Raw genomic sequence first — 17145 nt, 5'->3', positions numbered from 1 at the left:
GCATAAAATCACCATTACATCAAATGAAAAATACTACTTTATCGCTCCATTTATAAAAACCATAATGGATAAAAAACTAAAAGATAAATTTAGAATCCTAAAAGTTCCAGCCTTGCTTCGTCCATATCTAGCAAATAATTTAGAACGTCTTAAAGTTCTTGATAAATTTTTATCACAAAGCTAGTTTGAATATACCCATCTCTTGACTCCATCTTAACTGGAAAATCAACTCTAATAAGATTATCATGTGTATTCATATCGGCGATAAAATCATATAAATTTTGCGGATTTTTCATTGTAGCACTTACATTAGCTTCGCTAATTACATATTTAGAATTGCTTGTTATAGTTTTTGGCTTAGTAAGGTAGAGATTATCAAAATACTTCCCAGCAATACCGATAAATTTCATCTGATTAAAGCTATTTTTAAGCGACTCTAACGCTTTTGCATTTTGCTGCTTTAACTTTTCATAGGTTGCTAAGTGATCATTATAAAGCTGGTTGATTTTAGCTAAATTTACCTCTTTTTCGCTGTGAATCTGCGCAGCTTGTTTGTATTTATCAATTGAAGGCATAGCCACAGCAAAAACCATTACTAACACAAAAATCACAAAAATCAAACTATAAATTGCTAGCTTAGTAAGATCGATGTTTTCTAGACTTCTATCTATTCTCATTTGCCAACTTCTCCATTAGGGCTATTTTTATTAATACTTACAAAATTATACCAACCATTTGGAAGCTGATAAAATGTGGTATTTGATACAGCAAATATTGACTTTAATGGTGCTTCAAATAGCAACTTAAAACGATCTTTTGTTGGTGTTAGCCCTTTTACTTTTAGCATATGCTCTTCCATATAAACGCTTTTAAGAGTTACTCCATCAGGAACTAGATTAAATAAATTCATCAAACTTTTATTTAAAATTGCATTTTTATGATAGATATCAAGAGTCATATCACGCTTTACAGAAGTGATTTTAGTTTGATTTTTTAACTCATTAATAGCTTTAAATTTAGCATCGTATTGAGCTTGCAACTCCTCAGATTGTAAATTTATATTAAAAATTTGCATTCCAATAAAAATTGCTCCAGATATAAAAGCTGCCCCTATTAAAAACATTGTCCAAAGCCAAATTCTAGTAAAAAGAGAAAATAACGGCTTAACTCGTGGCTTGATAAAACTATAACTCATTGCAAATCTCTCTAATCATCATATTATTTATTAGCTTATCAATATCTTGCTTAATTAACTTAATATCTAGCATTAGCTCATTTTCTGCCATAATCAAAAACTCATTATCAAGACTTAGTCCATCAAATATTACAACACTCTCGATAAAATCACCCAAGTAATTTTTATTTTGATAATACTCAGTAATGGCAAGCTTGATATTACTAATTAGTGTAACTTCTTTACCAATATCTCGTACACTATCTTCTAATTTTTTATTAGCATTAGCAATCTCTTCATGCTGTATATCCTCAAAATCATCTTTATCTACATTATCAAAATCGCTAAATCCACCGCCAATATCACCTAGGCCTCCAAGTTTGCTTAGTCTATCTTGTTCTTCTTCGATGACATTATCTAAATCTGCGCTCTCCTCTTTACTAAAGACCTTATCATAATAATCAAAACCATCATTTTCTTTTCTAGTATCAAAATATGCGCCAAATTTCATATCTTCGCCATCAAAAATCATGATAGTATTATTATCATTCATATGTAGCATGTATAAAATTTTACCTTTTTTTGGGGACTCTTTAATAAGTGAGTGTAAAATACCAAACGGAGAATAAATAAGATCAGGCTTTAGTCCATTTAATGTCTCTTCAAAACTAGTTAGCTCACTATCAGGCACAACAATACTCCAGCCTTTCATTTTAATCTTAGCAACTAGATTATATGAGATATTAAATTTTTCAAATCCTCTAGCATCTACAGCTGGAAGCGCCCACTGCTTAGGGCTATTAAGCATAGCAGCTAGATATACTGAGTGATACTGCTTGGTACGCTTTTTAAGATAATCAACAAGTTTATAATCAACTACACCATTATGAACATCAAATACAGCCTCATTACTACTTATAATCTTATCGCCTTTTACAGCACGTGAGTACAGATAGCACTGATTATCTTTAATAACAACACTAACATATAAAGTAGTCAAAAATCCACGAACCCAAGAGATCAAACCAGACATATTAAACCTTAAATTTTAAAAATTTTAGCCAATTTAGCTTTAAATTTAGATTATATTATCTACCTCATTAAATTTTTTGGCTATTAATGCTTTAGCTTCTTGCATATCTAAACCTTCTAAGCCAAATTCGTTCCCAATGTAATAGGTAAGCTTGCAAAAAGGCTTTGGCAAAATCATTTTATCCCAACTATTAAACTGCCAAAACCTACTAGCTGTGTAACTTAAAACTATCAAATTTACCCCAGTTTTTTGTGCAACTGCCACTGAGCCATCGCTAATGCTATGTCTTGGACCTCGTGGACCATCTGGGGTAATTACTACATCAATTCCATTATGAATTGATTTTATTGCTGATAGAAAGACTTTCAAGGCTCCTTTTGATGAGCTTCCTCTAATCGAACCAATACCAAAATGGCTAATAATATCGCTAATTACTTGACCATCTTTATGATCTGAGATCATTACATTTGCATTTCTGCCTTGCCAACAACTACTAAAAATAAATGGCATAAATGCTAACTTCTCATGCCAAAAAAGAACTACTACTGGCTTGCTCCTTGGTGCTTCACCAATAAATTCCTTTTTGCAAGTTAGATATATAAGCTTAATTATAAAAACTAGTAAATTTTCTACTATTTTATTAACAAATTTAGCCCTAAATAATCTGCCCATTTAATACCATTCTTCTTGGTTGAGTGATTTGAACCTTAGCAAATTTACCTAGCAACTCCTCGCTGCCTTTGGCCTGAACCAAAAAGTTATTATCTGTACGACCAGCTATCATTCCATCGGCCCTAAGCTCTTCAAAATATACATCATAAATTTGTCCGATTTTACTAGCTACAATCTCATCTAAAATTTCATTATGTCTTGATTGCAAGCGTGTGAGCCTAGCCCCGGCTATACTATCATCTATCTGATTTGGCATAGTAGCTGCTGGAGTTAGTGGACGAGCTGAGTATTTAAACGAAAACACCTGCTCAAATCTTACCTTTTCAAGCACATCCATCGTATCTTCAAAATCTGCGTCACTCTCACCAGGAAATCCTACTATAATATCAGTAGATATACTCACATCAGGACAGAGCGATCTAAGCTTATTAGCACGGTCTAAAAACCACTCCTTAGTATATCCGCGCTTCATAGCTCGCAAAATATCAGTACTGCCGCTTTGAAGTGGCATATGCATAGATTTACAAATTTTAGAATTAGAACTAAATTCACGTAAAAATTTATCATCCATATGCAATGGATGCGGACTAGTAAAGCGAATTCTTTCTACCCCATCAACTTGACTAATTAAATTCAATAAATCGCTAAAATCAATCTTTGAGGCATTTGCACTACTAAATCTCTTGCCATAATTATTAACATTTTGCCCAAGCAAAAATATCTCTTTAGCTCCACTTTTAGCAGCTTTGGCGATCTCATTTAGGATAATATCCTTTGGAATGCTAATCTCATCACCTCTAGTGTGCGGTACAATGCAGTAGGTGCATTTTTTATCACATCCAATCATAATATTTACAAAGCTCTTATATGGACTGGTTCTAAACTCGCCAAACGCATACTCACTCTCATCATGATTGATATCTACACTTACAAATTTAGGCGTCTTTACAGCAGTTTTAATCTTTGATACATTTCTAGCTCCAAGAACAAAATCCACATATGGAGCACGCTTAAATACATCTGATCCTAAATGACTAGCCGTACATCCACATACCCCAATTTTAGCCCCTGGTTTTTTAACTTTTTCAAAGCCTCCAACCTCACTAAAGAGCTTATGCACTGGTCTTTCACGCACAGAACAAGTATTTATAAGGATTAGATCAGCCTCGCCAATCTGATTAGTAGTCTCATACTCATCATCTAATTCAGCTATGATATGTTCGCTATCACGAACATTCATAGCGCACCCTAAAGTCTCTATAAAGAGCTTTTTTTTACTATTTTTGCCACTCAAAGTATATGTACCTCATACATATAATCATTCTCATCTAGGCCATATTTTACCGTGCGGTGATATACGCTTAACCCTTTGTTCTCAAAATGCTCAACTAAGGCAATAAGCTGCTTATGTGAGTTATCACGATCAAAATAGAATATCTTTCCACCATCTTTTAGCGCAGCACTCTCGATCTTTTCTAGACTAATTGTTTTTGGTTTTGCATCTAACTCAGCTCTAGCTAATTTTAACTCCATTTTTTATCCCTTTTTGAGTGATTTTAACTTGCCAGTATATCAAATTTGCTATAAAATTTCGTTTAAATTATATAGTATAAATATATTTAAAGATTATAAAAGCTAATATAAGATAAAATAACGAGCTTGCAAATTTTAAATCTCAATAATTTATTATTTTGACAAATTAATCACAAAAGGCAACTTTATGGAGAGAATATTAGATATAATCGAGTCAATAGCTAATGAAAAAAATTTAAACATTGATGATGTAAAAGCCAGAATTTTAAAGGCCTTTGAATCAGCTGCTAAGAAATTATATGGTTCAGAGTGCGAATATGAAGCACTAATTAATCCAACAACTAAAAATATCACTCTATATCAAAAAATTCTAGTTGTTAATAACGATGATGAGCGTCTAGATGATGAGCATTTCATCAGTCTTAAAAAAGCTCACGAGCTAGATAAAAGCCTTGAAATAGGCGATAGTCTAAACTATGAAATAAATATCGAAGATCTTGGTCGCACAGCAGCTGGAGCGTTAAGCCGTGAGATAGAATATCACATCCAACGCTTAATAGAAGAGAAAATTTTTGAAAAATATAATGCTAAGATTGGTTCACTTGTCTTTGGTTCAGTTACGCGAGTTGATTCTGAAGAAAATACATTCATCGAAATTGATGAGATCAGAGCTGTAATGAGCATGAAAAATCGTATTAAAGATGAAAAATTTAAAATTGGTGATGTTGTAAAATGCGTTATTAAAAGTGTAAGGCTAGATAAAAAAGATGGTATAAAAGTTGAACTCTCTCGCACCTCACCTAAATTTCTTGAAGCGCTTTTAAAAGCTGAAGTTCCTGAGATTAAAGATGGTGGTGTAATCATTCAAAATAGCGCTAGAATTCCGGGTAAAAAAGCCAAAATTGCCCTATATTCTACTACTCCAAATATCGATGCAGTAGGTGCGACAGTAGGGATAAAAGGCGTAAGAATTAATGCTGTAAGTCAAGAACTTCATGGTGAAAATATAGATGCTATTGAGTATAGTAACGAACCAGCAATTTTTGTAGCACGCGCTTTAGCTCCAGCTATTGTAAGTTCTGTAAAAATAGATGGTCAAAAAGCTATAGTATCTTTAGTACCTGAACAAAAATCAAAAGCAATTGGAGCAAGCGGTATAAATATTAGACTAGCAAGTATGTTAACTAAATATGAGATTGAACTAGAAGAATTGACAAACGCCACACCAGCAGGTCAAATCAACAACGAAGAGGGTCTAAAAAATCTAAAAGCACTCTTTGGCGATCTTTAAAATAAAGAATTCGGTCTAGCCGAATTCTTTTACTATGAATTAAAAATTAACTTTATTCTATCTTAAGTTCTAAAGCTAGAAATTTACCAGTATGAGAACCGCTCTTTTTATATCCTTTAGCTAGCTCTATTGGACTACCTTTAGCAATTACCTTGCCACCACCTGCACCGCCCTCAGGCCCCATATCTATAATATAGTCACAATTTTTAATAACATCTAGATTATGTTCAATTACTACAACTGAATTTCCTAATTCAACCAAATGATGCAATACTCCAGTGAGTCTATCTACATCAGCAAAATGCAATCCAGTTGTAGGCTCATCTAAAATATAAAGAGTTGAGCCAGTATCAGTGCGGCTAAGCTCTTTGGCTAGTTTAATACGTTGAGCTTCGCCACCACTTAATGTAGTAGCTGGCTGACCCAAAGTAAGATAGCCAAGACCAACTGAACAAATAGTACTAAGCTTAGAATGAATTTTAGGAACCTTTGCAAAAAATTCTAACGCTTCATCAGCGCTCATAGCCAATACTTCAGATATATTTTTACCTTTATATCTTATCTCTAAAGTTTGAGCATTATAGCGAGTTCCTTTACATATATCGCATACTACATTAATATCAGGCAAAAAGTGCATCTCAACCTTTATCTCGCCCTCACCGCTACATTTCTCGCACCGGCCACCTTTTACATTAAAACTAAATCTACCGATTTTATATCCACGGATTTGTGCCTCTTTAGTCGCTGCAAATAACGCCCTTATCTCATCCATTACTCCAGTATATGTAGCTGGATTAGAACGCGGAGTTCTACCTATTGGACTTTGATCTAAATATATAACCTTATCTAACTGATCTAGTCCTTCTATTTTCGCTCCTTTTAAAGCTTGAAATTTTTTAGCTCGATTTAGCTCTATCTCAGCAGCTGGTAAAAGAGCTCTAAGCACTAGTGAGCTCTTGCCACTACCGCTTACACCAGTTACGCCTACAAGATTACTAAGTGGGAATTTTACGCTTAAATTGGATATATTATTTATAGTTACTCCACTTAAGCTTAGCCACTGTTTTTGCTTTCTACCTTGATAATAATTAATCTCTTTTTGACCATTTAAATATTTTGCTGTTTGAGTTTGACTTGCTAATAACTCTTTATATGTACCTTTAAAGACTACATCCCCACCATAAATTCCAGCTCCAGGACCAATATCTACTATATAATCAGCAGCTTCAATTGTCTTTTTATCATGCTCTACTACAATTACAGTATTGCCTTTTTCTTGTAAACTTCGCAATGTTTTAATAAGTTTTAAAGTATCTCTTTCATGCAATCCAATACTAGGTTCATCTAATACATACATAACTCCACTTAGTCCACTCCCTATCTGACTAGCAATTCTGATACGCTGCGCCTCGCCACCACTAATAGTGCGAGCATCTCTACCAAGACTAATATATCCAAGCCCTACATCGTATAAGAAAAATAATCTTTCATTTATCTCTTTTAATATCGGAGTAGCTATTAGAGTTTGTTGATTGCTTAAATGAGCAAAATTATCATTATTACTAAAGAATTTAGTAGCATTTTCTATGCTCATATTGATAATATCGCCTATCGATTTAGAAGCCACCTTGACAGATAGACTATCACTACATAGCCTATTACCTTTACAACTTTCACAAACTTTTTCAGTCATATACTCGCTAAAATCTTTATCATCTTTTAAAATTTCATACGCAACTTTTAAAACCCCTTCAAAATGCTTTTTGATTCTATGGCGTTTCCATAAAAAGTCAATACTTTTTGCATTTCCATATAATATTAATCTTTTAGAATCCTCATCAAGTTGGCAATATGGTGTTTTTACACTAATATCATTTTGTTCACAAAATGCCATTATAAATTTATAATAATAACTCTTATTAAATCCATACATTACTTTAATAGCACCATCTTCAATACTTAAGCTATCATCTATGATTTTATTTAAATCCAAGCTAAAACGAATTCCAAGTCCATCGCAGCTAGGACATGCCCCCTTGGGCGAATTAAAGCTAAAACTAAGTGGCTCAAGTGTATTAAAGCTAATTTTACAATTAAAACAAGCATTGTGTTCGCTAAAGTGAATATGTGAATTCTCTAATCCTATCTCATCAGCATTTAAAACTTCAATTTCTAACTCACCAAAACTTTCATAAAGCCCTTTTTGTACATCATCTGCAATTCTTGCACTATTTTCTTCATTTACTACAACTCTATCTATAACAGCTTTTATAGTATGCTTTTTAGTCTTTGATAGCTCTATTTCTTCATCTAGTCGCACCATAACGCCATCTATCATCGCTCTTATAAAGCCCTTATTTGCAAGACTCTCTAATGTATCAGCAAAGCTACCCTTTTTTTCTCTTACAATAGGTGAAAGAATTGTAATTTTAGCACCATTTGGAAGTTTAAGAATTTGATCTATGATATCGCTTGCACTCATTTGAGATACCACTTGATCACACTTAGGGCAATGCTGGACGCCGATTCTAGCATATAAAAGTCTGAGATAATCGTAAATTTCAGTAATGGTCCCTACTGTAGAACGTGGATTTTTACTAGTACTTTTTTGATCAATTGCAATAGCTGGAGTTAATCCATCTATATGTTCTACATCTGGTTTGCCAACTCTATCAAGAAATTGCCTAGCGTAGCTTGAGAGAGACTCTATATATCGTCTTTGACCCTCAGCATATAGAGTATCAAATGCAAGCGTACTCTTGCCGCTTCCGCTAAGGCCAGTAAAGACTACTAATTGGTTTTTTGGAATATCTAGGTTAATATTTTTTAGATTATGCTCTTTAGCACCTCTAATCTTGATTATATCATTCATCTTTAATCCATATTTTAATAAAATCTGGAATTATATCTAAAATTTAATAATAAGATATTTGCCTAATTATAAAACCCAAATTTAACACTATTTGAAATCTCTAAACAAGATGGCCAAAGCACATAAAATCTAAGCCCTTTATACTCTAACTCAATTTTATAAAATAATCCCATAAAGCTCTTACTTATTACCTTTGCCTCAAACTCTCCACCCATATAAATTTCAGAGTAAGCAAATATATTATTACGAGATTTAATCCAATCAAAAAATTTATCTTTAGCTATTAAATCAGCACTAATATAATTTAAGCCGCCTAGCATTTGAGCGCTTTTTTCATCTTTTACATTGTAAAAAAGTTTATTTGGAGTGCCAATATCTAAAATTTTACCACTATCAATTAATGCTATCTTGTCGCTTAAGTAATAAGCATCATCAATATCATGAGTAACTACAATAGCAGATAGACCCTCTTTTTGAATCATATCTTTTAATTCTACTCTTAAAGCCTGCTTTAACCCTTGATCTAAATTTGAAAATGGCTCATCTAAAAGCAATAATTTAGCACCAGCTGCAATTGCCCTAGCAAAGGCAACTCTTTGGGCTTGTCCGCCTGAGATTTGATCTGGCTTTTTATCCTTTAACCCTTGTATACTAAATTTAATCAAAAGCTCATTGATTCTATCGTCTGCCTCTTTTTTACTTAGTTTATTTAGCGCAAAAGCTATATTATCATATACACTAAGATGAGGAAAAAGCGCATAATTTTGAAACATAAAACCAACATTTGAGCCACATTCTAACTCATCATACTGGCTACTTTCTAATCTGGCAATACATCTTAAAAGTGTACTTTTTCCACTTCCACTACTACCTAAAACGGATAAAATTTCATTACTTTTAAGATTTAAATCTATCCCCTTTAAAACCTCATTTTGACCAAATTTTTTACGCAAATTTCTAATTTTTAGCACGTTTTGCCTTTATAAATATATGGGTAAAAATTAATACAAAAAGTGATAATACTACTATCATTAAAGATGGTAATGCACTATCATAAATTCTCTCATCAGTAGCATACCACAACGCCTTAACACTCAATGTCTCAAAACTAAATGGTGATAGCATACGAGTAAGTGGCAGCTCCTTAATAGTATCTATAAACACAACTAAAAATGAGAGCAAGAAAAACTGCTTTAATAGTGGCATATATAGCTTTAACATCAATATAAAATAGCTTGGGCGTAGCATATATCCAGCCTCATCAATAGATGTATGAATCTTAGCAAATCCGCCATCGATAGAGTATATAGCAGTAGCTAAAAATCTAACTACATAAGCAAAAATCAAAACACTAAATGATATGCCCAAAATCGCTACATCAAAAACTTCACCTATAAAAGCTGCAGCTATCATAAGGCTTACACCAATCGCAGCCCCAGGAATAGCATATCCTACCGAACTAGCCTTAAGTATCCAAAAACTAAATTTGCTACTCTTACTTACCCTAGCTACAAAGCATAAGATAAATGCTAAAATAGTAGTAACAAGCCCAGTAATCCCAGCTAAAATAAGCGAATTTAAACTCAAAATATAAAAATCAATTTCAAAAAGCTTATAATCTTTAAGCCCCCAATATCCAAGCCATATAAACGGCAGTATAAATCCTATAAATAATATTATAAAACAATATAGAGTTGCTATTATGGATTTAAATTTGCTAAGATCTCTTTTTTGGATAAACTCGCTAATATCTTGATTAAAGCTAAATTTACTCTTTTGACGCTCTTTATACTCTATATACATAAGAGCAAATACACAAAGCATTAAAATTGCTGAAAGTGCACTTGATGAGTATGGATCCCCAAGATCATACCAAGTCTTAAAAATACCAGCACTAAATGTATCTACACCAAGATACGCGCTAGCGCCATAATCACTCAAAACCTCCATAAGTACAAGCATAAGTCCAGCTATAATACTTGGCATAGCTATTTTTATACTAACCTTATAAAATATTTTAAATTCGCTATAGCCATGAATTTTTCCCACTTCGTAAATAGCCATTGATTCGCTCTTAAAAGCTGATTTGGCAAATAAATATACATAAGGATATAATGATATACTAAGTACAAAAATCACGCCATAAATATTAAAAATATCAATTCTAAAACCAAAGATAGTTTCAAACTCAGCCCCATAATCCATAATCCCAACATACACAAAAGCCAAAATATAAGCTGGAATAGCAAGTGGTAGAATAAGTAAATTTTCTAAAATTCTAGAGAGATAAAAATTATAATTACTAACCAAATAAGCTGTAGAAACACCTAAAATATAACAAATGATTAATACAAAAAAAGCTACTATAAATGTATCTTTAACGAATCTAAAAAATAAAAACTCAAAAAAATGACTTAAATTCCCACTAATTTGAGCTAGTCTTGACTCATCACTGCTAGCAAAAGCCTCAACAAATAGATATGAGCCAAATTCAATAAAAATACTAATAACAGGAATAACAACTAAAAAAGCTATAAAAAGCCCAAGGGCCTTTATAGCTTTTGTTTTATCTCTCATCTAAATCCTACTTCATCATAGATAAGTACGGCATCTTTGACATTATCTGCAATTTTTGATACTTCTATGCTATCTTCTTTAAATTTACCAAATGATTTTACCACATCAGAAGGCTCTACATCGCTTCTTGCTGGGTACTCATAGTTGATATTTGTTAGCATTGTTTGAACCTCTTTGCTTAGCATAAATTCCATAAATTTCTTAGCAGCCTCTTGATTTTTACTTGAAGCTGTCATAGCAATTCCGCTTACATTAATATGCGCACCACGGCCATCTTGATTTGGGAATATTATACCAATTGAGTTACCCACTTCTACATCTTTTGGGTTTTTAGATGTTCTTAAAAGCCCTATATAATAAGTATTCATAACAGCATATGGAGCTACGCCAGATACCATCTGTCTAGCCTGGTCTCTATCGCCACCTTTTGGAGGCATTGCTAAATTATCCAATACTCCCTTTGCCCATTTTTTAGCTTCTTCTTTGCCATCATTTGCAATAATTGAGGCAAGTAATGTTTTAGAATATGGAGCTGTTGCGCTTCTTACTAAAATTTTACCCTTTAATTCAGGCTTTGCTAAATCTTCATAATTTTTTACTAAATTTGGATCAATTTTAGCGTTTTTATCATATGCGATAATTCTTGCTCTTTTAGTAATAGCAAACCACATATCATCTTTATCTCTTAAATTTGGAGCTATTGTATCTTTTAGAAATTTAGAATCTACTGGGGCTAATACATTTGCATTTTTTGCTTCAGTCAAATTTGAAACATCAGCAGTTATAAATATATCTGCTGGAGAATTCTTGCCTTCTAATTGTAATCTTTTAATTAGCTCAGGTGCTTTTGCGGTTGTATGATTTACTTTGATGCCAGTTTGAGCCTCAAATTTTTTATATATCTCAAAGTCAGCATCATAATGTCTAGCTGAATATATATTGAGTTCAGCCGATATCAGCGTAGTAGCACCAAGCAACGTAGCAATGATAATCTTTCTCATCATTTTCTCCTAGAATTTAATTTTAATGAGGAAATATTAGCGATAAGAAGTAAATATTCTGTAAATGATAATAGTTATTAATTTCTATTGAATTAAATTTGGGTCAATAATTATTAAATTTAAATATAACTTGAAATAAAATTTTAAATCAAAATTATAATAAAGTGTTACTAAATTACACATTTTTATAAATTTTTTCCTGAATTTAGGCTTAAATTTATTAAATTTGAAATATTGCTGATATAATGCAATTTTAAATAATTTCATAATAAAGGTTAACAGATGTCTAATCCAAACATCCCTGTTGATAAACAGACAAATGCTGTACAAATCATCGGCCTTATTGGCGGTGTTTTAGCAGCTATGCTTGTTTACTACATAATGCCTAGCAATGCTGGCGAGATCGCTACTGCTGCAGCAAATGGCAAAACTCTAAATATCGATGCACTTCCTGTAGTGGCTGCTATTGCGGTTCTTATGGGTATATGGTGGATGACTGAAGCGATTGCACTTCCTGCTACGGCTCTTCTTCCAATGGTTTTATTCCCTATTCTTGGTGTTGATACATTCAAAAATGCTGCTGCTCCATATGCTAGTGATACTATTTATCTATTTATGGGCGGATTTGTTCTAGCTCTTGCTATGCAAAAATGGAACCTTCACTCTCGTATTGCTCTTGGCATTGTACTTTTAGTAGGTACTAGCCCTAAACGCCTTGTAGCTGGATTTATGATAGCTACTGGTTTTATCTCAATGTGGGTTAGCAATACAGCAACTGCTGTTATGATGCTTCCAGTTGGTCTTTCTGTTCTTCATTTAGTAAGCAAATTAACTGGCAAAGATGATGGCACAGTAGAAGGCGATTTAAAACACCTTGATGAAGTAAGCCGCAAAGGCACTCAAGGCGGAATAGCAAGTGCTGTAATTCATAAAGGCAAAGATGTAGTAAATGAAATAAAAGCTAGAACCAAAGATTATACTTCAAATTTTGGTATCGCTTTAATGCTTGGTATTGCATATGCTGCTTCGATTGGCTCACTTGGTACAATCATTGGAACACCGCCAAATGCGCTTTTAGTAGCTCATATGAAAAACGAATTTGGTATTGAGATTGGATTTGGTGAGTGGATGCTAATGGGTGTTCCACTAGCTGTAATTATGCTAGCTGCTTGTTGGGCGCTTTTGGTTTATGTATTATTTAAACCTGAAATTGATGAGATACCAGGTGGTAGAGAAGTTATTCATGCAGAATATAAAAAACTAGGTTCAATGAGTAGAGCTGAGTGGTTAGTTGGTGCTGTATTTGTACTTGCAGCACTTTGCTGGATATTCCTTGGATTTATATTTAAACACTACGGCATTAAAGTTTCAAGTCTTGATTCAGTTATTGCTATGTGTGTTGCAGTTCTTCTATTCATAATTCCAGCTAACAAAAATGGTGAAAGATTAATCGATTGGGATACTGCTAAAAAACTTCCATGGGATATTCTAATCCTATTTGGTGGCGGTCTTGCTCTTTCAGCTCAATTTAGCAAAACTGGTCTTAGCCTATGGATAGGACATCAGGTATCAGCTCTTGGATTTATGCCGATTATATTAATTATATTAGTTGTTACAGCTCTTGTTATATTCTTAACAGAGATCACATCAAACACAGCTACAGCTGCTGCATTCTTGCCAGTAATTGCTGGTGTGGCAATTGGTCTAGGATATGAAGGAGAAAGCGTAATGCTATTTACAATTCCAGTTGCTCTTGCTGCTACTTGTGCATTTATGTTACCAGTAGCCACTCCGCCAAATGCTATTGCCTACGGCTCTGGTTATGTCAAAATAAGCAATATGATTAAAGCTGGTCTATGGCTAAATATAATAGGAATATTCTTAATTACACTAACAGTTATATTCCTTACAACTACAGTATTTGGACTAAGTCTATAATTCTTACAGCTAGGCAAATATGCCTAGCTATCTAATATAAATTTAATACTTTTTATACTCTTAATCTTAATATAATAAATATTATCTATTATAATAAATATATTGAATTTGATTAAAAAATTTAAATATTTTAATATTATAAAAGTTAAAATATGGTATAATTGCAAATTATGTAAATTCATATTAACCTTATAAAAATTTATGAATGGAAATAAAGTATGAGAGTTCTACTTTGCGTTTTGGCGTTTGTCTTAATGAGCTTTGCAAAATGTCAAATAGTGCAAAAACCTAGTAGCGATATAAATAGTGTAGATATTAGTCAAACACAAATAGGATATAGCGATATTAAAAATTTATATATAGCAGATCTAAAAACCTATAAAATACTATCTCAAATAGATGCAAAATCTGATAAAATAAATATAATTAAATTTAATAATTCAAATCTTATAATAGGCTTTGATAGTGGCTATGCTATACAACTCAACCCAAAAGGTCATAAGAAAATTCTAATAGACCCAACAAAAACTAATATAATAGATGGAGTTACATCTATAGGTTTTATCAAAGACAAAATTATATTTACTCTTGGTAGTACAACTTTGATAATATATGATACAATTAATAACATATATAAAAAATCAAACCTAAATTTAAACTCTAAAATAATCACTACGCATATAATAGGCAATAATATTTATATCGCTAGTTTTGATAGAAATATATATAAAGTTAATCTAGATACTCTACAAATTAGCAAAATTATGAAAGCACCAAATCTACCAACAACAATAACAGATATAAATTCAGAGTTAATCATAGGACTAATGGACGGTAATATAATCTATAAAAATAAAACTTATAAAATTTCAAAAAATCAAATAAGCACAATAAAAATTAATAAAAATAATATTTATATTGGTGATTGGGATTCAAATTTATATATTTATGATTTAAATCTAAATTTAAAAAATAGCATAAAAATTGGCTATGATTCAATTTTGGATATGTTTATTAGTAAAAATAGTCAAATAGTATTATGGAATCGTGCTATTTTTTCTTGTGATTTTGGTATTGAGTAATTGATACAAATTCTATAAAAGGAGAGCTTTATGCATAGTTTTATCAAAAAGCCATTAGTGCTTGGCGCTGGCTTATGTTTGAGTTTATCTAGCCTTTTTGGTGCTAGCGAACTTGAAACTATCATGAAAGAGCGTAACTTAAGTGAGAAGGATATTTTAGCTGCAGCTAAAACCTATCAACCAAGTGGACGCAAAGATGAGTATATTGTCTTTAGTTCTGGTGGTCAAAGTGGCCAAGTAATTGTATATGGTGTTCCATCTATGAGAATTTATAAATACATAGGTGTATTTACTCCAGAACCATGGCAAGGTTATGGCTATGATAATGAGAGTAAAGCCGTACTAAAAGGCGGTGCTATTAGAGGTAAAGATATAACTTGGGGTGATACTCACCATCCAAATTTCACTGAAAAAAATGGTGAATATGTAGGCGATTATCTATTTATAAATGATAAAGCAAACCCAAGAACGGCTGTAATTAATCTTCATGACTTTGAAACTACCCAAATTGTAGTAAATCCAATTATGAAAAGCGAACACGGCGGTAGCTTTGTAACTCCAAATACAGAGTATGTAATCGAAGCTAGTCAGTACGCAGCTCCACTAGATAATAACTACCATCCAATCGAAGAGTATGAGTCTGTATATAGAGGTGCGATCACATTTTGGAAATTTGATTATCCAAAAGGTAAAATTGATGAGAAAGCATCATTTTCACTTGAACTTCCTCCATATATGCAAGACTTAAGTGATGCTGGTAAAGGCGAATCAATGGGTTGGGCTTTTACAAATAGCTTTAACTCAGAGATGTATACTGGCGGTATAGAAAAGGGTCTTCCTCCATTTGAAGCTGGTATGAGTAGAAATGATACTGACTACATGCATATGTATAACTGGCAAATTCTAGAAAAACTAGCTAAAGATCCTAAAAATTACAAAGTAATTAATAACCACAGAGTTATTCCTATTAGTGTAGCTGTGGCTAATAATGCGCTATTTTTAGTTCCAGAACCAAAATCTCCACATGGTGTAGATGTAAGCCCTGATGGTAGATATATTATAGTAGGCGGTAAGTTAGATACTCACGCTAGCGTATATGACTTTAGAAAAATGAAGGCCTTAATAGACAAAAAAGAATTTGCAGGTAAAGATCCATTTGGAATTCCAATCTTAGATATGCAAAAATCTCTACACGGTCAAGTAGAACTAGGCCTTGGACCACTTCACAACTCTTTTGATGCTAAAGATGGCGTGGTATATACCTCACTATATGTAGATAGTCAAATTGTAAAATGGGATTATAAAAAACTAAAAACTCTAGATAGAGTAAATGTCCATTACAATATCGGTCACCTAGATACAATGGAAGGTAAATCAGCTAAACCTGTTGGCAAATATGCTCTAGCTCTTGATAAATTATCAATTGATAGATTTAACCCAGTAGGACCACTTCATCCACAAAATCACCAGCTAATAGATATAACTGGTGCAAAAATGGAGTTAATCTATGATATGCCAATTCCACTTGGTGAACCTCATGATGTTATCTCAATTGCAGCTAGCAAATTAAAACCAGCAATGACATACAAAATGGGTACAAACTCAAGAACAGGCGAACAATCAGTAGGTATGACTCTAGCAGGTCAAGAAAGAATTGAAAGAGATGGCAAAAATGTAACTGTATATGCCACTCTTGTTAGAAGCCATATTAACCCTGAGCATATAGAGGTAAATAAAGATGATAATGTAACCATCTATCTAACCAACCTAGAACGTGCTCAAGATGAGACTCACGGCTTTGCAATTGACCTATACAATGTCCATGCATCAATCGAACCAGGTAAAACTGCAAGCGTGAATTTTAAAGCTGATATGGAAGGTGTATTCCCTTATTATTGTACTGAGTTCTGTTCTGCTTTACACCTAGAAATGATGGGGTATTTATATGTCAAAGATCCTAAGAAAAAATATG

At 32.8% G+C, this 17145-nt stretch carries 14 protein-coding genes and 1 pseudogene; 5 read left to right on the top strand and 10 right to left on the bottom strand.

The features are described 5' to 3' along the window. A pseudogene (locus J6V67_RS01105) lies at positions 1-184 on the top strand (hypothetical protein); the annotation flags it as partial. On the opposite strand, the gene J6V67_RS01100 reads toward J6V67_RS01105, so the two are convergent. The 6 genes from J6V67_RS01100 to J6V67_RS01075 are packed head-to-tail and all read right to left on the bottom strand — an operon-like array spanning position 150 to position 4412. Beyond that, entirely contained in the window at positions 150-677 is a 528-nt protein-coding gene (locus J6V67_RS01100) for a hypothetical protein (protein ID WP_291857421.1), read from the bottom strand. The pseudogene J6V67_RS01105 and the gene J6V67_RS01100 sit on opposite strands and share 35 nt — an antisense overlap. Next, positions 674-1195 carry a hypothetical protein gene (locus J6V67_RS01095; protein WP_291857420.1) on the bottom strand — a complete coding sequence of 174 codons (522 nt, stop codon included), beginning with the start codon at positions 1193-1195 and terminating at the stop codon, positions 674-676. The genes J6V67_RS01100 and J6V67_RS01095 overlap by 4 nt, the downstream gene beginning before the upstream one ends. Then, positions 1185-2207, bottom strand: a complete 1023-nt coding sequence (locus J6V67_RS01090) for a hypothetical protein (RefSeq protein WP_291857418.1) — start codon at positions 2205-2207, stop codon at positions 1185-1187. The genes J6V67_RS01095 and J6V67_RS01090 overlap by 11 nt, the downstream gene beginning before the upstream one ends. 45 nt (positions 2208-2252) lie before the next feature. Further along, positions 2253-2879: a lysophospholipid acyltransferase family protein gene (locus tag J6V67_RS01085; protein ID WP_291857416.1), complete on the bottom strand. Its 627-nt coding sequence runs from the start codon at positions 2877-2879 to the stop codon at positions 2253-2255. Beyond that, a complete protein-coding gene (gene miaB, locus J6V67_RS01080) occupies positions 2863-4173 on the bottom strand; it encodes a tRNA (N6-isopentenyl adenosine(37)-C2)-methylthiotransferase MiaB (RefSeq protein ID WP_291857413.1) in 1311 nt (436 codons plus the stop codon). The genes J6V67_RS01085 and miaB overlap by 17 nt, the downstream gene beginning before the upstream one ends. Then, a complete protein-coding gene (locus tag J6V67_RS01075) occupies positions 4170-4412 on the bottom strand; it encodes an HP0268 family nuclease (protein ID WP_086225084.1) in 243 nt (80 codons plus the stop codon). The genes miaB and J6V67_RS01075 overlap by 4 nt, the downstream gene beginning before the upstream one ends. Before the next feature lie 187 nt (positions 4413-4599). Here J6V67_RS01075 and nusA point away from each other — a divergent pair, with 187 nt between their 5' ends. Next, on the top strand, positions 4600-5703 hold the full coding sequence (gene nusA / locus J6V67_RS01070; RefSeq protein WP_291857408.1) for a transcription termination factor NusA: 1104 nt from the start codon (positions 4600-4602) through the stop codon (positions 5701-5703). Positions 5704-5755: 52 nt separating this feature from the next. Here the strand turns inward: nusA and uvrA are convergent, their stop codons facing one another. The 4 genes from uvrA to J6V67_RS01050 all read right to left on the bottom strand — a co-directional run bounded on the left by uvrA (position 5756) and on the right by J6V67_RS01050 (position 12153). Further along, positions 5756-8575 carry an excinuclease ABC subunit UvrA gene (gene uvrA / locus J6V67_RS01065; protein ID WP_291857406.1) on the bottom strand — a complete coding sequence of 940 codons (2820 nt, stop codon included), beginning with the start codon at positions 8573-8575 and terminating at the stop codon, positions 5756-5758. A gap of 62 nt (positions 8576-8637) precedes the next feature. Continuing rightward, on the bottom strand, positions 8638-9546 hold the full coding sequence (locus J6V67_RS01060; RefSeq protein ID WP_291857403.1) for an ABC transporter ATP-binding protein: 909 nt from the start codon (positions 9544-9546) through the stop codon (positions 8638-8640). Beyond that, positions 9533-11152 carry an iron ABC transporter permease gene (locus tag J6V67_RS01055; protein WP_291857401.1) on the bottom strand — a complete coding sequence of 540 codons (1620 nt, stop codon included), beginning with the start codon at positions 11150-11152 and terminating at the stop codon, positions 9533-9535. Before J6V67_RS01055 ends, J6V67_RS01060 begins: the two co-directional genes overlap by 14 nt. Beyond that, complete coding sequence (locus tag J6V67_RS01050; RefSeq protein ID WP_291857399.1) at positions 11149-12153, bottom strand: Fe(3+) ABC transporter substrate-binding protein; 1005 nt, start codon at positions 12151-12153, stop codon at positions 11149-11151. Before J6V67_RS01050 ends, J6V67_RS01055 begins: the two co-directional genes overlap by 4 nt. A 282-nt stretch (positions 12154-12435) precedes the next feature. On the opposite strand from J6V67_RS01050, the gene J6V67_RS01045 reads away from it, so the two are divergent. The 3 genes from J6V67_RS01045 to nosZ all read left to right on the top strand — a co-directional run. Further along, complete coding sequence (locus J6V67_RS01045; RefSeq protein ID WP_291857397.1) at positions 12436-14091, top strand: DASS family sodium-coupled anion symporter; 1656 nt, start codon at positions 12436-12438, stop codon at positions 14089-14091. Positions 14092-14309: 218 nt separating this feature from the next. Then, on the top strand, positions 14310-15173 hold the full coding sequence (locus J6V67_RS01040; protein WP_291857396.1) for a hypothetical protein: 864 nt from the start codon (positions 14310-14312) through the stop codon (positions 15171-15173). A gap of 30 nt (positions 15174-15203) precedes the next feature. Beyond that, the coding region (nosZ, locus tag J6V67_RS01035; RefSeq protein WP_291857395.1) for a Sec-dependent nitrous-oxide reductase at positions 15204-17145 on the top strand (1942 nt) is incomplete at its 3' end.

This window comes from Campylobacter sp. (assembly GCF_017646085.1).
Lineage (GTDB): Bacteria > Campylobacterota > Campylobacteria > Campylobacterales > Campylobacteraceae > Campylobacter.
Note: the sequence above shows the minus strand (reverse complement) of the source record. Positions and strands in the feature narration are given on the sequence as shown.

Excerpts from the sequence above, each read along its gene's own strand:
- J6V67_RS01055 (WP_291857401.1), bottom strand. The coding sequence starts at position 11,152 with ATGAGAGATAAAACAAAAGCTATAAAGGCCCTTGGGCTTTTTATAGCT.
- J6V67_RS01045 (WP_291857397.1), top strand. The coding sequence starts at position 12,436 with ATGTCTAATCCAAACATCCCTGTTGATAAACAGACAAATGCTGTACAA.
- J6V67_RS01085 (WP_291857416.1), bottom strand. The coding sequence starts at position 2,879 with ATGGGCAGATTATTTAGGGCTAAATTTGTTAATAAAATAGTAGAAAAT.
- J6V67_RS01050 (WP_291857399.1), bottom strand. The coding sequence starts at position 12,153 with ATGAGAAAGATTATCATTGCTACGTTGCTTGGTGCTACTACGCTGATA.
- nusA (WP_291857408.1), top strand. The coding sequence starts at position 4,600 with ATGGAGAGAATATTAGATATAATCGAGTCAATAGCTAATGAAAAAAAT.
- J6V67_RS01040 (WP_291857396.1), top strand. The coding sequence starts at position 14,310 with ATGAGAGTTCTACTTTGCGTTTTGGCGTTTGTCTTAATGAGCTTTGCA.
- J6V67_RS01075 (WP_086225084.1), bottom strand. The coding sequence starts at position 4,412 with ATGGAGTTAAAATTAGCTAGAGCTGAGTTAGATGCAAAACCAAAAACA.
- J6V67_RS01100 (WP_291857421.1), bottom strand. The coding sequence starts at position 677 with ATGAGAATAGATAGAAGTCTAGAAAACATCGATCTTACTAAGCTAGCA.
- J6V67_RS01095 (WP_291857420.1), bottom strand. The coding sequence starts at position 1,195 with ATGAGTTATAGTTTTATCAAGCCACGAGTTAAGCCGTTATTTTCTCTT.
- uvrA (WP_291857406.1), bottom strand. The coding sequence starts at position 8,575 with ATGAATGATATAATCAAGATTAGAGGTGCTAAAGAGCATAATCTAAAA.
- J6V67_RS01090 (WP_291857418.1), bottom strand. The coding sequence starts at position 2,207 with ATGTCTGGTTTGATCTCTTGGGTTCGTGGATTTTTGACTACTTTATAT.